The organism is Leisingera sp. M658, assembly GCF_025144145.1.
Classification (GTDB): domain Bacteria; phylum Pseudomonadota; class Alphaproteobacteria; order Rhodobacterales; family Rhodobacteraceae; genus Leisingera.
The window spans coordinates 2,651,261-2,671,007 of record NZ_CP083546.1; the positions used below are offsets into that span (position 1 = coordinate 2,651,261).

The 19,747-nt window shown below is 62.2% G+C and carries 18 protein-coding genes; 10 read left to right on the top strand and 8 right to left on the bottom strand.

Annotation, left to right across the window (positions count from 1 at the left end; translation table 11 throughout):
• Window positions 1-69 precede the first annotated feature (69 nt).
• The 4 genes from K3724_RS13230 (at window position 70) to K3724_RS13245 (ending at window position 5,137) form a co-directional block, all read left to right on the top strand.
• Window positions 70-1,773 (top strand): peptide ABC transporter substrate-binding protein, encoded by a 1,704-nt coding sequence (locus tag K3724_RS13230; RefSeq protein WP_259985702.1) that lies wholly within the window; start codon window positions 70-72, stop codon window positions 1,771-1,773.
• A 147-nt stretch (window positions 1,774-1,920) separates the two neighbouring features.
• Entirely contained in the window at window positions 1,921-2,928 is a 1,008-nt protein-coding gene (locus K3724_RS13235; RefSeq protein ID WP_129371429.1) for an ABC transporter permease, read from the top strand.
• The gene (locus K3724_RS13240) at window positions 2,921-3,832 is read left to right on the top strand and encodes an ABC transporter permease (protein ID WP_259985703.1); all 912 of its coding nucleotides are present in this window, start codon (window positions 2,921-2,923) and stop codon (window positions 3,830-3,832) included. Before K3724_RS13235 ends, K3724_RS13240 begins: the two co-directional genes overlap by 8 nt.
• 231 nt (window positions 3,833-4,063) lie before the next feature.
• Complete coding sequence (locus K3724_RS13245; protein WP_259985704.1) at window positions 4,064-5,137, top strand: YeeE/YedE family protein; 1,074 nt, start codon at window positions 4,064-4,066, stop codon at window positions 5,135-5,137.
• Here the strand turns inward: K3724_RS13245 and K3724_RS13250 are convergent.
• The 5 genes from K3724_RS13250 to K3724_RS13270 form a co-directional block, all read right to left on the bottom strand.
• Window positions 5,073-6,353: a DUF3422 family protein gene (locus tag K3724_RS13250; protein ID WP_259985705.1), complete on the bottom strand. Its 1,281-nt coding sequence runs from the start codon at window positions 6,351-6,353 to the stop codon at window positions 5,073-5,075. The two genes, K3724_RS13245 and K3724_RS13250, sit on opposite strands and share 65 nt — an antisense overlap.
• A gap of 221 nt (window positions 6,354-6,574) precedes the next feature.
• Window positions 6,575-8,002: an NAD(P)(+) transhydrogenase (Re/Si-specific) subunit beta gene (locus K3724_RS13255; protein WP_259985706.1), complete on the bottom strand. Its 1,428-nt coding sequence runs from the start codon at window positions 8,000-8,002 to the stop codon at window positions 6,575-6,577.
• Between the two features lie 15 nt (window positions 8,003-8,017).
• Window positions 8,018-9,589, bottom strand: a complete 1,572-nt coding sequence (locus K3724_RS13260) for a Re/Si-specific NAD(P)(+) transhydrogenase subunit alpha (protein WP_259985712.1) — start codon at window positions 9,587-9,589, stop codon at window positions 8,018-8,020.
• Window positions 9,590-9,727: 138 nt separating this feature from the next.
• Window positions 9,728-10,177, bottom strand: a complete 450-nt coding sequence (locus K3724_RS13265; RefSeq protein WP_259985714.1) for an isoprenylcysteine carboxylmethyltransferase family protein — start codon at window positions 10,175-10,177, stop codon at window positions 9,728-9,730.
• A gap of 223 nt (window positions 10,178-10,400) precedes the next feature.
• On the bottom strand, window positions 10,401-11,354 hold the full coding sequence (locus tag K3724_RS13270) for an MBL fold metallo-hydrolase (protein WP_259985716.1): 954 nt from the start codon (window positions 11,352-11,354) through the stop codon (window positions 10,401-10,403).
• A gap of 146 nt (window positions 11,355-11,500) precedes the next feature.
• On the opposite strand from K3724_RS13270, the gene K3724_RS13275 reads away from it, so the two are divergent.
• The 4 genes from K3724_RS13275 (at window position 11,501) to kynA (ending at window position 14,905) form a co-directional block, all read left to right on the top strand.
• Window positions 11,501-12,253 carry an SDR family NAD(P)-dependent oxidoreductase gene (locus K3724_RS13275; protein WP_259985718.1) on the top strand — a complete coding sequence of 251 codons (753 nt, stop codon included), beginning with the start codon at window positions 11,501-11,503 and terminating at the stop codon, window positions 12,251-12,253.
• A complete protein-coding gene (locus tag K3724_RS13280; protein ID WP_259985720.1) occupies window positions 12,253-12,636 on the top strand; it encodes an MmcQ/YjbR family DNA-binding protein in 384 nt (127 codons plus the stop codon). The genes K3724_RS13275 and K3724_RS13280 overlap by 1 nt, the downstream gene beginning before the upstream one ends.
• A 92-nt stretch (window positions 12,637-12,728) precedes the next feature.
• Complete coding sequence (gene kynU, locus K3724_RS13285; RefSeq protein ID WP_259985722.1) at window positions 12,729-13,922, top strand: kynureninase; 1,194 nt, start codon at window positions 12,729-12,731, stop codon at window positions 13,920-13,922.
• A gap of 149 nt (window positions 13,923-14,071) precedes the next feature.
• On the top strand, window positions 14,072-14,905 hold the full coding sequence (kynA, locus tag K3724_RS13290; protein ID WP_259985732.1) for a tryptophan 2,3-dioxygenase: 834 nt from the start codon (window positions 14,072-14,074) through the stop codon (window positions 14,903-14,905).
• Window positions 14,906-14,938: 33 nt separating this feature from the next.
• Here the strand turns inward: kynA and K3724_RS13295 are convergent, their stop codons facing one another.
• On the bottom strand, window positions 14,939-15,520 hold the full coding sequence (locus K3724_RS13295) for a TetR/AcrR family transcriptional regulator (RefSeq protein ID WP_259985734.1): 582 nt from the start codon (window positions 15,518-15,520) through the stop codon (window positions 14,939-14,941).
• A 93-nt stretch (window positions 15,521-15,613) separates the two neighbouring features.
• On the opposite strand from K3724_RS13295, the gene K3724_RS13300 reads away from it, so the two are divergent.
• Both K3724_RS13300 and K3724_RS13305 read left to right on the top strand, forming a co-directional pair.
• Window positions 15,614-16,078 (top strand): (2Fe-2S)-binding protein, encoded by a 465-nt coding sequence (locus tag K3724_RS13300; protein ID WP_259985736.1) that lies wholly within the window; start codon window positions 15,614-15,616, stop codon window positions 16,076-16,078.
• A gap of 4 nt (window positions 16,079-16,082) precedes the next feature.
• A complete protein-coding gene (locus K3724_RS13305) occupies window positions 16,083-18,323 on the top strand; it encodes a xanthine dehydrogenase family protein molybdopterin-binding subunit (protein WP_259985745.1) in 2,241 nt (746 codons plus the stop codon).
• A gap of 45 nt (window positions 18,324-18,368) precedes the next feature.
• On the opposite strand, the gene K3724_RS13310 is transcribed toward K3724_RS13305, so the two are convergent.
• Complete coding sequence (locus K3724_RS13310; protein ID WP_311200179.1) at window positions 18,369-19,007, bottom strand: GNAT family N-acetyltransferase; 639 nt, start codon at window positions 19,005-19,007, stop codon at window positions 18,369-18,371.
• The gene (locus K3724_RS13315; RefSeq protein ID WP_259985747.1) at window positions 18,896-19,675 is read right to left on the bottom strand and encodes a gamma-glutamyl-gamma-aminobutyrate hydrolase family protein; all 780 of its coding nucleotides are present in this window, start codon (window positions 19,673-19,675) and stop codon (window positions 18,896-18,898) included. Before K3724_RS13315 ends, K3724_RS13310 begins: the two co-directional genes overlap by 112 nt.
• Between the last annotated feature and the right edge of the window lie 72 nt (window positions 19,676-19,747).

Genomic DNA, 19,747 nt, shown 5'->3' on the forward strand with positions numbered 1-19,747 from the left:
GGCAATCATCCGGGCCAAAGAGTCCGGCCAACAAATAAGACACGAAACGTGTCCGACAAGGAGAGTGTGATGAAACTCAAATCCCTATTGATGGGGGCTGTTGCCACGGCCTCCCTCGCGCCTGCGGCCTTTGCCGAGCGCGGGTCAGACGGCCAGGTCAACATCATCTATTGGCAGGCGCCGTCGATCCTGAACCCGTATCTGTCAAGCGGCACCAAGGACATCCAGTCTTCGTCGCTGGTGATTGAACCGCTGGCGCGCTACGACCCGCAGGGCAACATGATCCCCTATCTGGCGGTGGAAATTCCGACTGTGGACAATGGCGGCGTCAGCGAGGATCTGACATCTGTCACCTGGAAAATCGCGCCCGGCATGAAGTGGTCCGATGGCAGCGGTGTCACCGCGCATGACGTCAAGTTCACCGCAGACTACTGTATGCATCCTGAGGGCGGCTGCGCCCAGCTGACCAAATACGAAGGTGTCACCAATGTCGAAGCGCTGGATGATCTGACCGTCAAGGTCACTTTCGACAAGCCGACCCCCTTCCCTTACGGCCCGTTTGTGGGCGGCGAAGGCCCGATCCTGCAAAAGGCGCAGTTTGAAAACTGCACCGGTGCAAGGGCGCCGGAATGCACCGATGCCAACTTTGGCCCGATCGGCACCGGCCCGTTTGTGGTGGATGAGTTCAAGCCGAACGACGTGATCACCATGTCGGCTAACCAAAACTACCGCGACCCGGCCAAGCCGGCGTTCGCCAAGGTACTGTTCAAAGGCGGCGGCGATGCAACTGCTGCGGGGCGTGCCGTAATGGAAACCGGCGAGTTCGATTACGCCTGGAACCTGCAGCTGGCGCCGGAAGTGATCGCGCAGATGGAAGCGGGCGGCAAGGGCACACCGGTTGCAGGCTTCGGCTCGCTGGTGGAACGCATCATGCTGAACCAGACCGACCCGTCATCGAGCCTGCCCGAGGGCGAGCGCGCCACTGTCAAGCATCCGCACCCGTTCCTGAAGGACCCGGCTGTCTACAAGGCGATGTCAATGGCCATCGACCGTCCGCTGCTGGTGGAAATCGGCTATGGCAAGGCGGGCGCAGTCAGCTGCAACTGGGTGCCCGCACCTGCAGCCTTTGCCTCCGACACATTTGACTGCTCCACCCAGGACATCGAAGGCGCCAAGGCGATGCTGGAGGAAGCCGGCTACAAGGACACCAATGGCGACGGCGTGCGGGAAACCCCTGACGGCAAGCCGATGAAAATCCTGTATCAGACCTCGACCAACGCGGTGCGTCAGGACTTCCAGGCGCTGATCAAGGAATGGTGGAGCCAGATCGGCATCGAATCCGAGCTGCGCAACATCAACGCTTCGGTGTTCTTCGGCGGCGATCCGGGTTCGCCCGACACTTTCCAGAAGTTCTATGCCGACGTCGAAATGTATGCCAACAACTTTGACGGCACCGACCCGCAGGCCTACCTGGGCAACGGCCTGTGCGATCAGGCTCCGCGTCCGGACACGCAGTGGCAGGGCCAGAACATCTCGCGCTTCTGCAACGAGGAGTTCGACCAGCTGCACGCCGAGCTGAGCAAGACAGCCGGTCTGGAAGCGCGTGCCGAGATCGGCCGCCGCCTGAACGACATCATGGTTGAAAACGGCGGCATGATCCCGCTGGTGCACCGCGGCCGCCTGTCGGCGCATTCCAATACCCTGGGCGGTGTGAACCTGAACGTCTGGGACAGCGAGCTGTGGAACGCAGCTGACTGGTACCGCATCAAGTAAGCCCGGCTTGCTTTTCCGGGGCCCCGGCACATGCCGGGGCCTCTTGCCATCCGGAAGGGCAGCGCCGCGGCCCCCCGGCATGGCCTGGACGCGGGGCCTCTCCCCGCCTGTTCCGAATTCAATATAAGTTGCAAAGGCGCTTAGCAGATGCTGACCTTTACAATCCGGCGGCTGATCCTGGCAGTTCCCACACTGCTGTTCATCAGCCTCGTGATCTTCCTGCTCCTGGAGCTCGCCCCCGGCGATCCCATGGCGCAGGTTCCCCTGACCGTCCCCGCTGAAGTCAAAGAAAAGATGCGCCTGGCCCTGGGCCTGGGCGAGCCAATGCATATCCGGTTCTGGAAATGGCTGGTGCAGTTCTTTTGGATCGAGCCGCAGGTGCTGATCGACAACATCTTCGGCACTGGCCTGGCTGACGGCAAGCTCAGGGTAATTTCCTGGCAGACCCGTTCGCCGGTGATGGACATCGTGGTGCAGCGGATGCCGCAGACCCTGTGGGTGGTCGGCACCGCCTATGTCGTCGCCATCCTGATCGCGCTGCCGATCGGCATCTATTCCGCCTACCGCCAGTATAGCTGGTTCGACCAGCTGGGCACATTCGTGTCGATGGTGGGTTTCTCCGTGCCGCCGTTCTTCTCCGGTGTGCTGGTGATCGTGATCTTCTCGGTGCAGCTGGGCTGGTTCCCGTCGATCTATGACACCACCCATGTGGTCGACAGCTGGGACAGCTTTGTCTACCAGCTGAAGCAGATGATCATGCCGGTGATGGTGCTGGCGCTGCAGATCACTGCCCAGCTGAGCCGCTTTATGCGCGCGTCGATGCTGGACAACCTGAACCAGGATTATGTGCGTACCGCACGGGCCAAGGGCCTGAGTGAATATGTCGTGGTGATGGTGCATGTGCTGCGCAATTCGATGATCCCGGTGGTCACCGTGATCGCGCTGGGTATCCCGGCGATCTTTGGCGGCGCCATCATCACCGAGCAGGTGTTCAAGGTGAACGGCATCGGCCAGCTGCTGATCGGCGCCATTCAGGCCAACGACCTGCCCATGGTGCAGACGCTGACCTTTATCTTTGCGGTGCTGATCGTGCTGTTCAATCTGATCGCCGACGTGCTGTACGGCATTCTTGATCCGAGGATCCGCTATGACTGAGTTGAGCAATCCTGTCCCTTCGAAACCGCCGCGCAGCCAATGGCTGGACGTTTGGGACCAGTTCAAATCCCACCGTGGTGCGCTGATGGGCGGGGCCTTGTTCCTGTTCATCATCCTGGCGGTCTATCTCGGCCCCTACCTGTGGGACATTGAGGCCACCAAGATCGACATCCGCGCCCGCAACCAAGGCCCGACCTGGGCACATCCCTTTGGCACCGATCAGCTGGGCCGCGACATGCTGGCCCGGATGATGGCGGGTGGCGCGACCTCGGTTTCCGTCGGTCTGACCGCGATGCTGCTGGCGCTGTTCCTTGGGTCCTTCATCGGGGTGATGGCCGGCTTCTTCAAGAAACTGGACGGACCGCTGATGCGCCTTACCGACCTGTTCCTGGCGCTGCCGCTGCTGCCGCTTCTGCTGGTTATGATGCTGCTGTTCCGCGAGCCGCTGAACGCGGCGTTCGGGCCGGAACAAGGGATCTTCATCCTGATCGTCGTCTCCATCGGGGTGACCAGCTGGATGCCAACCGCGCGGATCGTGCGCGGCGACGTGCTGGCCCTGAAGGAGCGTGAGTTTGTGATGGCCGCCCGCTCCATTGGCACCACCAACAGCGGGCTGATCACCCGGCATATCCTGCCCAACGTATTGTCGCCGATCATGGTCTCGGCCACCTTAGGGATTGCCACTGCGATCATCACCGAGTCGTCGCTGTCCTTCCTCGGACTCGGCTTCCCGCCGGATTTTCCGACCTGGGGGCGGCTGCTGTTTGATGCCACCGACTATCTGCAGCAGCACCCTGAACGGGTGTTCTGGCCCGGCATGGCGATCTCTTTGACGGTGCTGAGCGTGAACTACCTCGGCGACGGGTTGCGCGACGCGCTGGACCCGCGGATCCGCGGGCGCTGAGGCGCAACACACGCATACATTCAAATAAAAACATACCTTCTGGCCGCTTTCCCCAAAGCGGCCAGTTTGTTTTGCTGGCGGCGGTTTCTTGAAATCCGATTTTCCCCCAAGCCGCATAAATTGGGAAAAGCGTCCCGGTCTGACACCGCGAGCACGCCCAGCACCGCTTGCCTATGCAGTGGATACCCGCCATTTCGGGAAAACGTTCCGAATCCGCAGCAGGAGAGCGCAATGTTCGAAACATTCGGCTTTGAAGACACCACAGCACGGGAGATTTCCGTCCTGTTCGCGTTGGCCATCGGCGTGCTGTTCGGCGCGCTGGCGCAGCTGACCCGTTTCTGCTTCCGCCGGGCCTTGGCTGGCGATGACCGGCGGCAGGCGGCAGGTATCTGGGCAATGGCTTTGGCGGTTGCGGTCCTTGGCACGCAAGCCGCCGTGGCGCAGGGCTGGATCAGCTTTGCGGACCACCGGTTGTTAACCGGAGATCTGCCGCTGCTGGCAATCGCCGCAGGCGGGCTGATGTTCGGAGGCGGCATGATCCTGACCCGCGGATGCGCGTCGCGGCTGGTAGTTCTGGCAGGCAGCGGCAATTTGCGGGCACTGCTGGTGATCGCAGTCTTTGCCGTTACGGCGCATGCCACGCTCAAGGGCGTTCTGGCGCCGCTTCGAACCGCGCTTGGTTCGGTGACGCTGCCCTTGGGGGAGCAGGTTTCGCTGGCCGCCCTGCCCGGCGGCCCGCTGTTGTGGAGCGCGATGATCGCCACTGCCGCGCTGGCGGTTGCGCTGCGTTCGGGAAATCGCTTGCTGACACTGGGCGGCGGCGCCTTGATCGGCTTGCTGGTGCCCCTGGCTTGGGTTGGCACCGGCTTTGTGCTGTTTGACGAATTCGACCCGATCGCAATGGAGAGCCTGTCGTTCACCTCTCCGGCTGCGGACACATTGTTCTTTGTGATCGCCTCCAGCTCCATTCCTGCCGGCTTTGGGCCGGGTCTGATCGGCGGTGTGCTGCTGGGCGCCCTGGCGGCGGCGCTGCTGAGCGGCAGCTTCCAATGGCAAAGCTTTGAAAGCCCGCGCCAAACAGGCCGCTATCTGACCGGCGCCGTGCTGATGGGAACCGGCGGAGTATTGGCAGGCGGTTGCACGGTGGGTGCGGGGCTGGCCGGCATCCCCACGCTCAGCATAGCCGCTGTGCTGGCGCTGGCCTTTATCGCGCTTGGCGGCATCGGCATGAATGCCCTGCTTAATGCAGCTTCTTCCGAATCCGCTGGATCCCCAGCCACACCAAACCAACAACCGGCAGAGTGACCGCCGCAATCAGCAGCTTCTTGTTCAGTCCGTAGCGTTCGGCAAGCGGCAGGAAGAAATCGGACACCAGCGAGACCGCGTAATAGCTGACCGCCACCACTGACAGTCCCTCGACCGTGTGCTGCAAACGCAGCGCGAGATCGGCGCGGCGGTCCATACTGGCAAGCAGCGCCTGATTCTGCGCCGAGCGTTCCACATCCACCCGGGTCCGCAGCAGCTCCCCTGCCCGGCGCGCACGGTTGGCCAGCGTCTCCAGCCGTTTCTCTGCCGATTTCACCGTGCGCATGGCCGGCTCAAACCGCCGCAGCATGAATTCAGCCAGCGTCTGAAAACCCTCGTGGCGGCCTTCGCGCAGCAGGCTGACGCGCTGATTGACCAAAGCCTCATAAGCCCCCGTTGCACCAAAGCGGAAGGCAGAGCGGGCGGCCATTGCCTCCAGTTCTGCGGACACTGTCAGCAGCTGTGACAGTGTCTGTTCGGCAGGCACGGTACCGCTGGTCATCTCCACCATCATCTCGCTGAGATGCGTATCCAGCGCACTGATGGTTGGTGTCAGGCCGCGGGCGCGGGAAAAGCCCAGCATCGCCATTGCCCGGTAGGTCTCGATCTCGCACAGCCGCTGCACAATCCGGCCGATGCGCTGGCTTCCGGTTCCCGCGCCCGGCAGCACGGCAAACCGCATGTGCCCGGCGGGATCAATGCGAAAGTCCCCAGCCACCACGGCGCTGTCATCCAGCACCGGCGACACCGCCAGGCTTTCCGGCACAAACCAGTCGTGCAGGGTTGCCTTCAGCCTGGCCGGAGCGGCGCGCGGCACCACCCGGATCAGTGCTGAGGTAATCCGCTGCCCCGGCGCCTGTGCCAGCCAGTCTTCGGGGAAGACATCAAAGTCCGCCGGATCAAAGGCCCGCGTGCTGACGCCGTCCCGGTAAACCGTGTAGCTGACGAATTCCGTATGCTGCTCCCATTTGACCATGTGGCGCCCGATCTGCGCCGTGTGATGCGTCGCCCCCGGCTGAGGATGCGCTGCGCCATGGCGGTCCAGAAGGTCCGTCAGATGCTGGACGTCCTGCTGCCTGTCGCGATGCTCGGCTTCCTGCGGCTGTTTTACCGCCAGGTAAACCACTGTGCAGGGGCTGGACATGGCCGGGAAGGGCCGTGCGTGCAGCTCATTGGTGAGCTGATAACGTAAAGGGTGGTCCTGGATCAGGGGCATTGGGGTCTCCCGGGCAATGCCGCGGACCATAAAGCCTGAGGAAATGTATGTAAAGAACGCTGTTATTTCAATATGTTATCTGAATGCCGTGGTATGCAGAAGCCATCACAGGGGGCTCTGCCCCCGGCCTGCGGCCTCCCCCGGAGTATTTTGGACCAGAAAGAAGCAGCTCAGAAAAAAGGCGCCCCGTTTGGAGCGCCTTTTACAGGTTATCTGTTCTCTTAGCTGATCATGGTCAGCAAATTATCCAGGCTTGCTTTTGCGTCGCCATAGAACATGCGGGTGTTTTCCTTGAAGAACAGCGGGTTTTCGATGCCGGAGTAGCCGGTGCCCTGGCCGCGTTTGGAGACAAAGACCTGTTTCGCCTTCCAGCACTCCAGCACCGGCATGCCGGCGATCGGCGAATTGGGATCCTCCTGCGCCGCCGGGTTGACGATGTCGTTGGAGCCGATGACGATGGCTACATCAGTCTCGGGGAAGTCCTCGTTGATCTCGTCCATTTCCAGAACGATGTCGTAAGGAACTTTCGCTTCGGCCAAGAGCACGTTCATGTGGCCCGGAAGGCGGCCTGCGACCGGGTGGATCGCAAAACGGACGGTCTTGCCTTTGGCGCGCAGACGGCGGGTCAGTTCAGCCACGTTCTGCTGCGCCTGCGCCACGGCCATGCCGTAGCCAGGAATGATCACCACAGAGTCGGCCTCGTCCAGCGCTGCCGCCACGCCGTCGGCGTCGATGGCGATCTGCTCGCCGTCGATCTCCATCGCCGGGCCCGCGGTGCCGCCGAAGCCGCCCAGGATCACACTGACAAACGAGCGGTTCATCGCCTTGCACATGATGTAGCTGAGGATCGCACCCGAAGAGCCCACCAGCGCGCCGACCACGATCAAGAGGTCATTGCCCAGCGAGAAGCCGATCGCCGCCGCCGCCCAGCCCGAGTAGCTGTTCAGCATCGAGACCACCACCGGCATGTCGGCGCCGCCGATGCCCATGATCAGGTGATAGCCGATGAACAGCGCCGCCAGGGTCATCAGGAACAGCGGGAAGAAGCCGCCCGTGTTGAAGTACCAGATCAGGCTGAGGAAGGAGATGCCTGCGGCGCCGGCGTTCAGCATATGGCCACCCGGCAGTTTGGTGGCCGCCGAGGTGAGCTTGCCCGCCAGCTTGCCAAAGGCGACAACCGAGCCGGTGAAGGTGATCGCGCCGATGAAGATGCCGAGGAACAGCTCAACCCGCAAAAAGGCGATCTCGGCCGGGGTTTTCTTGGCAATCAGCTTGGCAAAAGTTCCCAAGTCATCGGTGCTGGTGGCTGCTGCCACATTGCCGATCTCGAAGTGGGCGATAAAGCCGACAAACACCGCGGCCAGGCCGACCAGCGAGTGCATCGCCGCAACCAGCTGCGGCATCTCGGTCATCTGGACCTTCTTGGCGACATAGGTGCCGATGAGGCCGCCGCCGGCAATCAGCAGCAGCGACAGCAGCCACAGGCCGGAACCGGGGCCGATAATTGTGGCAAAAACTGCCAACCCCATGCCGGCAATGCCGTACCAGACCGCGCGTTTGGCGCTTTCCTGGTTGGAGAGGCCGCCCAAGGACAGGATGAAGAGAACAGCCGCAACAACATAGGCGGCGGTGGTGAAACCGTATTCCATAAGTCCGGCCTCTCCTTAAGATTTCTGGAACATGGCAAGCATGCGCCGGGTGACGAGGAAGCCGCCGAAGATGTTGATCCCGGCCATGAAGACCGAAAGCGCCGCCAGCAGGATCACCAGCCAGCTGCCGGATCCGATCTGCATCAGGGCACCGAGGATAATGATCGAGGAGATCGCGTTGGTCACCGCCATCAGCGGCGTGTGCAGGGAATGCGCAACGCCCCAGATCACCTGGAAACCCACGAAACAGGCCAGCGCAAAGACGATGAAATGCTGCATGAAGCTGACCGGCGCAAAGAGGCCGACCAGCAGCAAGAGCGCGCCGCCGCCTGCCAGCAGCGACACCTGGCTTTTGGTCTGCGCCTTGAAGGCCGCAACCTCCTGCGCGCGTTTTTCTTCCGGCGTCAGCTCCGGCACAACTTCCTTGGGCTTGGCCGCAATTGCCTGCACCTTCGGCGGTGGCGGCGGGAAGGTGATCTCGCCCGCAAAGGCCACGGTGGCGCCGCGGATCACGTCGTCCTCCATGTCGTGATTGACCTGGCCGTCCTTTTCCGGTGTCAGATCTGTCATCATATGGCGGATGTTGGTGGCATAGAGCGTCGAGGCCTGCGCCGCCATCCGGGAGGGGAAATCGGTGTAGCCGATGATGGTGACGCCATTGTCCGTCACGATCTTCTCGTCTGCCACCGTCAGCTTGCAGTTGCCGCCCTTTTCCGCCGCCAGATCGACAATAACCGAGCCGGGCTTCATCGCCGCGACCATATCCTCGGTCCACAGCTCCGGCGCTTCGCGGTTGGGGATCAGCGCGGTGGTGATGACGATGTCCACCTCCGGCGCCAGCTCGCGGAACTTGGCCAGCTGTGCTTCGCGGAATTCCGGCGAGGAGACTGAGGCGTAGCCGCCGGTGGCAGCGCCGTCCTGCTGGGCTTCCTCGAAATCGAGATAGACAAATTCGGCGCCCATGCTCTCGACCTGCTCGGCGACTTCCGGGCGCACGTCAAAGGCCAGGGTGATTGCGCCAAGCGAAGTTGAGGTGCCGATGGCTGCCAGACCGGCAACGCCAGCGCCGACCACCAGAACCTTGGCCGGGGGCACCTTGCCCGCCGCCGTAATCTGGCCGGTAAAGAAGCGGCCGAAGTTGTTGCCCGCTTCAATGACCGCGCGGTAGCCCGCGATATTCGCCATTGACGACAGCGCATCCATCTTCTGCGCGCGGGAGATCCGCGGCACCATTTCCATGGCGATCACATTGGCGCCCTTGGATTTGGCCAGCTCCATGCCCTCTTCGTTCCCAGCCGGGTTGAAGAAGGAGATCAGCGTCTTGCCCTTGGTCAGGCGCTTCAGCTCGGTTGCATCCGGCTGGCGCACCTTGGCGACGATATCGGATGCTTTCCACAGCGCCGCCGGTGTCTTGATGATCTCAACGCCCGCCGCCTCATAGACTGCGTCGGAAAAACCTGCAGCCGCACCGGCCCCGGCTTCGATCGCGCAATCGTAACCGAGTTTCTGCAGCTGCTTGGCAGAGTCCGGCGTCATACCGACCCGGTTCTCGCCCGCAAATGTTTCTTTTGGTGTCCCTATTTTCACCTTATGGGTCCCCCTCGTCTTGCCCGTGCCAGCAATGTCTAGGTACGGATCACAATGATTTTCTTTACTATGCGCAAGATTATTGCGCAAGGATTTTGCTGCATTGCCGCAAAGTCATGCTGCAATGCCGCGTTCCGATCAGATCCAGCGGCGCACCTTTTTCTCATAGCGGGCCCAGTCCGCCCGGAAGGTCCGGCGCAACCTGTCTTCTTCGGGAATGACAAACCGCTTTTCCAGCACCCACAGGAAAATGGGGATCAGCGGCAGCGTCAGCACTGCGTCAAACCACAACACAAGGCCCGCGAGGATCAGAACATCGCCCAGATAGATCGGGTTGCGGCTGCGGCTGAAAATCCCCGATTGCACCAGCCGGCTGGGCGTCTGGTGCGGAATGACTGTGGTTTTTTGCCGCCGCATCTCGGTGATGGCGAGCAAGGCCAGTAAAAGGCCGCCGCCCAGCAGAATACCACCCAGGAACCCGGCCCATGCCCCCCCGAAAGAAAGCCCGAATGCGGCATGAGCCGACTGCAGCCAGGCCGTCAGGACGAAGCCTGCCAGCCAGACGGGTGGCACATCCAGCCACCGCATCACGCCCTGCTCTTTTGCAGAATATGTCCTGAATTCATATGCATTTCGGGCAATCTTTCCTTATCCGGCTTGCTCGTCCAGACCAGTTCGGGCGGGACTATCAGAAAAGGACAAATTGCCCCCGATGCCGCAGAAACGACGAATCTGTTCCGGCTTGCGGCATGATCCTGCATAGTTTCGCCCGAAAGCCTACGTATATTTATGTGTACTGAAGCGGAGGGGCTTATTCCCATTCCATTTCCTCGAACACCCGGCCTGCATTTTTGGTAGCCAGCTCCTCGAATGTGTCCAACCTCTTCCATTGCTCCTGATCCACATAGTAGGCGCTGGCGAGGTCTCCGCCGTCCTCGATATGGGCGCCGACCTTGGCCCGCAGGTCCATCAGATAATCGAGGGTATAGCGGCGAAGCTGCGGCAAATTGGTCGGGTGGCCATGGCCCGGGATGACATAGGCGGGGTTGAGCGGTTCCAGCTTGTCCTGCCAGGTCTCAACCCAGCATTTGGTGCAGGTGTGCGGAAAGACCGGCAGCATCCGTTCGTGAAAGGCGATGTCGCCGGCGATCATCAGGTTCCACGCGGGAATCCAAACCTGGATGTCACCGGGATCATGCGCCGGGCCCAGGTGCAGAATTTGCATCTCCACCCCGCCAAGCGTGAGGCTATAGCGGTCCTCGAAAGCCAGATTGGCATGTTCAACACGGGTTTCCCCTGCCCGGTCCTTGTTGTAGCCGCGCATGCGCTGCAGGATCATGTCGCTGTTTTCCCGCGTTTCCGCAATTGCCTCGGCATGGGCCAGCACATCCACGCCCTGATCGCGCCAGTAACCATTGCCCAGCATGGCATGGCCCTGGCCGTTTTCATTGATCACCAGCACCACGGGCTGATCGGTCACATGCTTGATTTCCTGATGCAGCGCCTTGGCCAGCGCGTCCGAGGCGCCGGCATTCACCACCACCACGCCTTCGCCGGTCACGATGAAGGACAGGTTGTTGTTGTGGCCTGCATTCTCATAGGTCGGCGGGGCCGTGGCGCCGATGGCGGAGAACACATGCGGGATGACCTCCACCGGTTTGGAGTAGAGTTCGGACTGGGGGTATTGGTCGGCGATGTCTTCGCTTGCCTGCGCGGCAAAGGGCATCAGCAGGGCTGCGCAGGCAGCGGCGGCAAAGGCTTTCATTGGTATCTCCCTGAACGTTTTCCGCAACATTCACACATGTGAATATAACTGTAAACGCCAGACCCATGCGGCGTGACGGCACGGCGGGCTTGCCAGAGCGTTCTGCCCGGATAGGCTGTGCCGCAAAACAGGGAGGCCGGACGTTCATGACATTGACTGGCAAACACGCACTGGTGACCGGCGGCGGTACCGGGATCGGGCTGGCCATTGCCCAAGGGCTGGCAGCGCAAGGGGCCCAAGTCACCATCACCGGACGGCGGCAGGAGGTTCTGGAGGAAGCCGCAACGGAGAACCTGCATCCGCTGGCCATGGATGTGCGCAGCGAGGAGGACGTGGCAGCCAGGATTGCCGCCGCGGTTGAGGCGCGCGGCCCTATACAGATCTGCGTGGCCAATACCGGCGTTGCCGAGGGGGCGGCGCTGCACAAGACCACGATGGAGTTCTGGCGCAACATGATGGCGACCAACCTTGACGGTGCCTTTTTGACCATCCGCGAGTGTTTTCAGTCGATGCGGCAGACCGATTGGGGCCGGGTCATCACGGTGTCATCTATCGCCGGGTTGCGGGGACTGAAAGGCGCCGCCTGCTACACCGCCAGCAAACACGGGATGATCGGCCTCACCCGCGCGCTAAGCGAGGATTATCTGGGCACGCCCTTCACCTTCAACGCGCTATGCCCTGGATACGTGGACACGCCGATTGTCGAGCGCAACATCACATCAATCGCCCAGCGCGCCGGGATGAGCGCGGTGGAAGCGCTGGACGTGATGGTCAACGCCAACCGCCACAAGCGGTTGATCGAACCCGGCGAAGTCGCCGCCGCGGCGCTTTGGTTGTGCGGACCGGGGTCGGGATCCATCAATGGCCAGTGCATCGAGATTTCAGGAGGGCAGACCTGATGGACCGCAAGGAATTCAACAAATTCTGCGCCACCTTCCCCGCCGCTGAACATGTGGTCCAATGGGGGAATTCCGACGTCTGGAAAGCAGGCGGCAAGCTGTTTGCGGTCTGCGGCTGGGCCGATGGCAAGGATGCCTTCACCTTCAAGGCCGGCGACATCGCCTATGAGGTGCTGCAGGAACGTCCCGGCGTCCGTCCGGCACCCTATTTGGCATCACGCGGAATGAAGTGGTTACAGCATTTTGAAGCCCCCGGCCTGTCAGATGCAGAGCTGCAGGAACAGATCACCCTGTCCTACCAGATGGTCACAGCAGGATTGTCCAAACGCAAACGGGCTGAGTTCGGCATTCCCGATCCCCAGCCTGCCGCGGGTCAGGGCTGACGCAGGCAACCGGCCTCTGGACAGAAAGGAATGGATACGATAGCAAAACGCAAAGCTTTAAGCTTGAAATACCCACCTGACGCGAGGCCCCGATGACCGATTTTGCAGCGACCAAGGCGATGTTCGACTTGCCGGAAGGCATGATCTATCTGGATGGCAACTCGCTGGGTCCCCTGCCCCGCGCTGCCAAAGACCGTGTTGGCACGATGATGCAGGACGAATGGGGGCAGATGCTGATCACCGGCTGGAACAAGGCCGGCTGGATGGACAAACCCAAGGCGCTGGGAGACCGCATCGGGCGGCTGATCGGGGCGGAGCCGGGCCATGTGGTGATGGGCGACACGCTGTCGATCAAGGTCTATCAGGCCGTTGCCTCGGCACTGGAGCTGAACCCGGGCCGCAAGGTGGTGCTGTCGGATAACGGCAACTTCCCGACTGACCTCTATATGGCGGGCGGGCTGCTGAAATCGCTGGGACCCGACTATGAGCTGCGGGTGGTCGACCCGGAAGCAGTAGAGGAAAACATCACCGAAGAGATTGCGGTGCTGATGATCACCGAGGTTGATTACCGCACCGGCCGCAAGCACGACATGAAGGCGCTGACCGAAAAAGCCCATGCCAACGGCGTGCTGACGGTCTGGGATCTGGCCCACTCAGCCGGTGCTGTTCCCGTGGATCTGGCGGGTTGCCACGCCGATTTTGCGGTTGGCTGCAGCTACAAATACCTTAATGGCGGCCCCGGCGCGCCGGCCTTCATCTATGTCTCCCCGCGCCATGCAGAGACCGCCCGCCCGGCGCTGTCCGGCTGGCTGGGGCACGAAGCGCCTTTTGCCTTTGACCTCGATTACCGGCCCGGCAGCGGCATCGACCGGATGCGCGTCGGCACTCCGCCGATCCTGCAACTGACCGCGCTGGAGGCGGCAATGGATATCTGGGACATGGCGGACATGGAAACCGTGCGCGCCAAATCCATCGCGCTGTGCGATCTGTTCATCGCTGAGGTGGAAAAAACCTGCCCGCAGCTGGAACTGGCCTCGCCGCGTGATCCCGCCTTCCGCGGAAGCCAGGTGTCGTTCAAATTCACTTACGGCTATGCCGCCATGCAGGCGCTGATCGGCCGCGGCGTGATCGGCGATTTCCGCGCACCCGATATCATGCGCTTTGGCTTCACCCCGCTGTACATCGACGAAGGCGACGTGCGCGCCGCGGCCCAGATCATTGCCGATGTCATGAACAACGCCCTGTGGGACCGTGCCGAATACAAAGTGCGCAACGCGGTCACCTGATGCGAACCGCCCGCTCATACCATCTGCCGCTCTGCCGCCCGGCGGGCTGGGTCGCGCTGTGGCGACGGCTGGCCCAATGCGGCACCCTGAACCGGAGAAACCCTTCCTTTCCCTGAACCGTGATACACTTAGGAAAAGGAAAGACTCCGATGACAAAACCCTATGATCCCGCCGACGATGGTGCGCAGATGTCCTTTGACGGGCGTATGTCCTACGGTGACTACCTGTCGCTGGACATGCTGCTGAACGCGCAGAAAACATGGACCAATACCCATGACGAGATGCTGTTCATCATTCAGCACCAGACCTCGGAACTGTGGATGCGGCTGGCCATTCACGAACTGACCGCCGCCCGCGAACGGCTGCTGGGCGACAAGGCGCATCAGGCCTTCAAGATGCTGGCCCGTGTGGCGCGCATTTTTGAGCAGCTGAACTCTGCCTGGGACGTGCTGCGTACCATGACACCCTCGGACTACACCGCGTTCCGGGACGAGCTGGGCCAAAGCTCCGGCTTCCAGTCGCACCAGTACCGGCAGATCGAATTTATGCTGGGCAACCGCAACAAGGCGATGCTGCGCCCCCATTCGCATCGCCCGGACATCCTGGCGCTGCTGGAGGCAGAGCTGGCGCAGCCGTCGCTCTATGACGTGGCGCTGAAGGCGCTGGCGCGCAGCTTCCCGCTACCGGACGAAGTGCTGAACCGGGATCTGGCCGGGGCGTATGTGCCGCATGACGCCGTACAGGCTGCCTGGACCGAGGTCTACCGCGACACCGAAACACATTGGGAGCTGTATGAACTGGCCGAGAAGCTGGTGGATTTCGAGGATTATTTCCGCCGCTGGCGCTTCAACCATGTAACCACGGTGGAGCGCGTCATCGGTTTCAAGCGCGGCACCGGCGGCACCGGCGGCGTCAGCTATCTGAAACGGATGCTGGAAGTGGAATTGTTCCCGGAACTCTGGCACCTGCGCACCGAGCTTTGATGCGCGCGCGGGCCGGTGCATCCGGCCCGCCCGTCAGCGCGGCGCCAGCCCGGCCCCGAACAGCGCCGCCAGCTGGCGCACACCGGACTGATAGGCGGAATAATCATCGGCGGTATGCTTGATCCCCTTCAACGAGGCGCAGACCGTCCGGGCAATTTCAGCAGGGTCTCCGGTCAGCACTGCCCGCCCGGCCCTGGCTTCCGCCTCCAGCCATTCTGCGTACATCGCGCGCAGCGCGGCCTCGCCCTGGTCGATGACCTCTCCGGCAACGTTCTTGCTGGCCTCGAACAGCTCCATCCCATGCGGTGAGGCCATCATCGACTCAATCGCTTCACCGCCCTGGGCTTCAAACGCCGCCAGCAGGCGCTTGGCCAGGGTTCCTTTGGAGGCCAGCCCGGCCCGGACATTTTCCGCAGCATTGCCGTAATACCCAGCCACAAGCGCCCGGAAAATCGCCTCTTTGTTCTTGAAATGCAAGTACAGCGCCGGCCGCGACATGCCCGCACTCTTGGCAATGTCATCCATCGAAGTCTTGCGGAACCCATAGGTAGAGAACGCCGCCCATGCGGCGCCCAGGATTACCTGCTGTTTTGGATCAATGCCTGCCATGTTCATGTTTTTGCTTCTGACATTCTCTTTGAAAAATGTCAATTGACGACCTGACGAAATAAGTACACTTTGTCAGAGAACAGCAAGGGAGCCTCCGCCATGCCAACAGACCTGCGCATCAACGGAAAGACACATCAAGTGGACCTGCCGGATAACGTGCCCCTCCTGTGGGTTCTGCGCGATGAGGTTGGCCTCACCGGCACCAAATTCGGTTGCGGCGTCGCCGCCTGCGGCGCCTGCACCGTGCATATTGATGGCGCGGCGGTGCGCTCCTGCCAGGTAGCGCTGTCCGACGTTTGGGGTGAAGTGACAACGATCGAGGGCCTTGGTACGCCCGAAGCAATGGCGGCAATCCAGCAGGCCTGGGTTAAGCATCAGGTAGCGCAATGCGGCTATTGCCAGTCCGGCCAGATCATGCAGGCCGCCAGCCTTTTGGCGGAAAACCCGGCCCCATCAGACGCCGAGATTGACGAGGCGATGCAGGGCAACCTCTGCCGCTGCGGCACCTATCCGCGTATCCGGGCCGCGATCCATTCCGCCGCAAAACAGATGCAGGAGGCGTAATCCCATGGCCAGCATCGCAAAAATCGCCCGTCGGACTTTCCTCATCGGCTCTGCCGCTATCGTCGGAGGCGTTGCCTTTGGCGCCTATTACGTCAGCCGCCCTGCCCCTAACCCGCTGCAACCGGGCGACGGCGAAGCTGCACTGAACCCGTTTGTGCTGATTGATCAGAACGGCATCACCCTATTTGCCCCGCGCGCCGAAATGGGCCAGGGGGTGAAAACCAGCTGGGCGGCGCTGATCGCGGAAGAGCTGGATGTGGAGCTGGATCAGGTGCGGGTGCTGCACGGGCCTGCCGCCAAAGCCTATTACAACTCGGCCTTCATGGCGGATGCGCTGCCGGGCAAGGGTTATGATACCAGCAACTTCAAACATTCAATCGGCGAGGCCCTGGGGCATCTCGGCAAGGTGCTGAACCTGCATGGCACCGGCGGCTCCACCTCGATGAAGGACGGCTTCACGCGGATGCGTCAGGCCGGCGCAACAGCCCGCGAGACGCTGAAACAGGCGGCAGCGGACCGGCTGGGCCTCAGCCGCAGCCAGTTCTCCACCGCCAAGGGGGCGGTGATTGCACCGGATGGCACGCAGATCCTCTACAGCGATCTGGCCATGGAGGCCGCCAAGCTGGACCCAGTGGAGGCCGATCTGCGCCCGCGCAGCGACTGGCGGCTGGTCGGCAAATCCCAGCCCCGGATCGACATGGCGGAAAAATCCACCGGCACCGCCGAATTCGGCATCGACGTGCGGCTGCCGGGGATGAAGTTTGCCGCATTGCGCATGAACCCGCGCCAGGGCGGCGGCATGGCAGGCTTTGACGCCGCAGCGGCCATGTCCTTGCCCGGTGTGGAAAAGGTGATCAGCATGGGCACCGGCGTCGCAGTGGTGGCCAGCAATACATGGCTCGCCATGCAGGCGGTGGATGCCATCGAGGTAGACTGGGAAGACGCCCCCTATCCGCCGGAAACCGATCAGATCTTCGCCCGCATCGCCGCGGCCTTTGACGACGCTCCGAACTCGGTGCTGCGCGATGACGGCGATGCGGATCAGCTGCCCGCAGGCGCAACTGAACTGACGGCAGACTACCAGGTGCCCTACCTGGCCCATGCCACAATGGAGCCGATGAATGCCACCGCCCTGCTGGAGGATGGCAGGCTGACCGTCTGGTGCGGCAACCAGATGCCCACGTTCACCCAGTCGAAATGTGCGGCAGAGGCCGGGCTGGACGCCGAACAGGTGGACATCCGCACCACCTATCTGGGCGGCGGATTCGGGCGACGGGTCGAGTTCGACTATGCAGTGTTCGCCACCCGCATCGCCAAGGACATGCCCGGCGTGCCGGTGCAGCTGACGTGGAGCCGCGAAGAGGACATGCGGCACGACATGTACCGCCCCGGCGCCATGGCCCGGATGCGCGGCGCGGTAAAGGATGGCACGGCGGTGCTGATGGATGGCAAAGTTGCAGCGGCCTCGCCCGTCGAACAGGCGATGAAACGGCTGGCGGATTTCACGCCCGCAGGCCCGGACAAGGTGCATGTCGAGGGGTTCTTCAACTCCCCATACGCGATCCCGAATTACCGTATGGCCGGGCATGTTTCGGACGTGCAGATCCCGGTTGGCTTCTGGCGCTCGGTCGGCAACAGCTTCAACGCCTTTTTCGTCGAAAGCTTCATGGATGAGATGGCCCATGCGGCTGGGACCGACCCGCTGGAATTCCGCCTGGACCTTGCCCGCCGCGAATGGGCGCCTGCCGCCGGCGTGCTGGAGGCGGTCAGGGAGATGTCCGGCTGGACCGGCAAAACACCCGATGGCGTGGGACGCGGCGTTGCCCTGTGCTACAGCTTCGGCACGCCGGTGGCCGAGGTGATCGAGGTGGCGGAGGAAGACGGCAGCATCCGCATCGCCAAGGCCTGGATTGCCTGCGACATGGGCCAGGTGATCGACCCGGAAATCGTCAAGGCCCAAATGTTCGGCGGCATGGCATACGGGCTGTCGGCGGCCTGCTTTGGCGAGATCACCTTTGCCGATGGCGCCGCCGAACAGGGCAACTTCCCGGACTATGACGCCCTGCGCATGCACACGATGCCCAAGACCGAAGTGAAGGTGCTGGAAACCCAGGCCCATATGGGCGGCGCCGGCGAGCCCGGCACCCCGCCAGCGGCGCCGGCGCTGGCCAACGCGCTGTTCGACCTCACCGGCAAACGCGCGCGTCGCCTGCCTCTGATGCACGCGTTTGATCTGCTGGTCTGAAACGGTTTGCGGCCTGCCGCGCGGGGCGGGCCGCAGGCTCTTCGCCTAGTCCAGGATCTTGACCATCCGGTAGTTGTGAATTTTCACGCCGCCACGCTCAAATTCGCACCGCTTATCCAAGGCAAATCCCGCCCGTTCGAAAAAGCCGCGCGCCGCTTCGCTCGCCTCGGCATACAACAGCCCGATCCCCTGACGCAGCGCAGCCTCTTCCAATTTGCCGTAGAGCATCGCCGCAACGCCCTGCCCCGCCGCACGGGGGTGGCAGAACAGCATGTCGATATGGCCGTCTGCTTCAAGATCAATGAAAGCCACCGGCACATCTGCGTCATCCGCCGCCACCCAGACTGCCCGGCCATCAGACAGTTTCCGCAGGAAAGCTTCACTTGACGGCGCCTCCGGGCACCATGCGCGGATTTGCGCAGGCGAATAAAACCGGCTGGCAATTCCATGAACAGCGGATGCAAAAACATCCGCCAGCGCCGCTGCATCACCTGCTCTGAATTGCCTGATTCTGCAGGAAACTGGCCTGCCAGCGGTCTCAAGCCGCATATTAATTGCCATATTCGAACCTTTTACGCTGACCGCTGCAAACCAGCCTGCGCCCTGCCAGCCGCCCAGGCCCTGACCGCATCGCCGAACGCCTCGAACAGCGGGCGCGACACCGGATCGCTGGCCGCATCCCATTCCGGGTGCCACTGCACAGACATCGTAAACCCGGCTGCGTCCTTGATATAGACTGCTTCGGGTGTGCCATCGGGCGCCTGCCCGTCAATCACCACGCGGGTGCCCGGGCGTTTGATCCCCTGCCCGTGCAGCGTGTTGGTCATGACTTCTTCGGCCCCGAACAAGCGGTGGAACACTCCGCCGGAGCTGAATTTCACCGTGTGGCGCAGGGCAAATTTCTCTTCCAGCGTGCCATCCGGCGGCATCCGGTGGTTCATCCGCCCCGGCAGATCGCGGATTTCCGGGTGCAGCGTGCCGCCCATCGCAACATTGACCTCCTGAAAGCCGCGGCAGATGCCCAGAAACGGCTGGCCGCGGTCAACACAGGCGCGGATCAGCGGCAAAGTGATCGCATCACGCGCCCGGTCAAAGGCACCATGCGCTTCGGTCTCGGCCTCGCCGTATTCATGCGGGTGCACATTCGGGCGGCCGCCTGTCAGCAAGAAGCCGTCAAAACTCTCCAGCAACTCCTCAACCGTCACAAAACGGGGGTCCGAAGGGATCATCAGCGGCATGCAACCCGCCACTTCGGCGATCGCCTCGGAATTCATGGTTCCGCCCGCGTGAACAGGGTACTGATCGTTGATCAGGTAGGAATTTCCGATGATGCCAACTTTGGGTCGCGCCATATTCCGCTCTTCTTGTGCTGTATAAAGAAGAACCTATCCCCCTGCGGGCGCCACATCAACGGGGAGCACGGC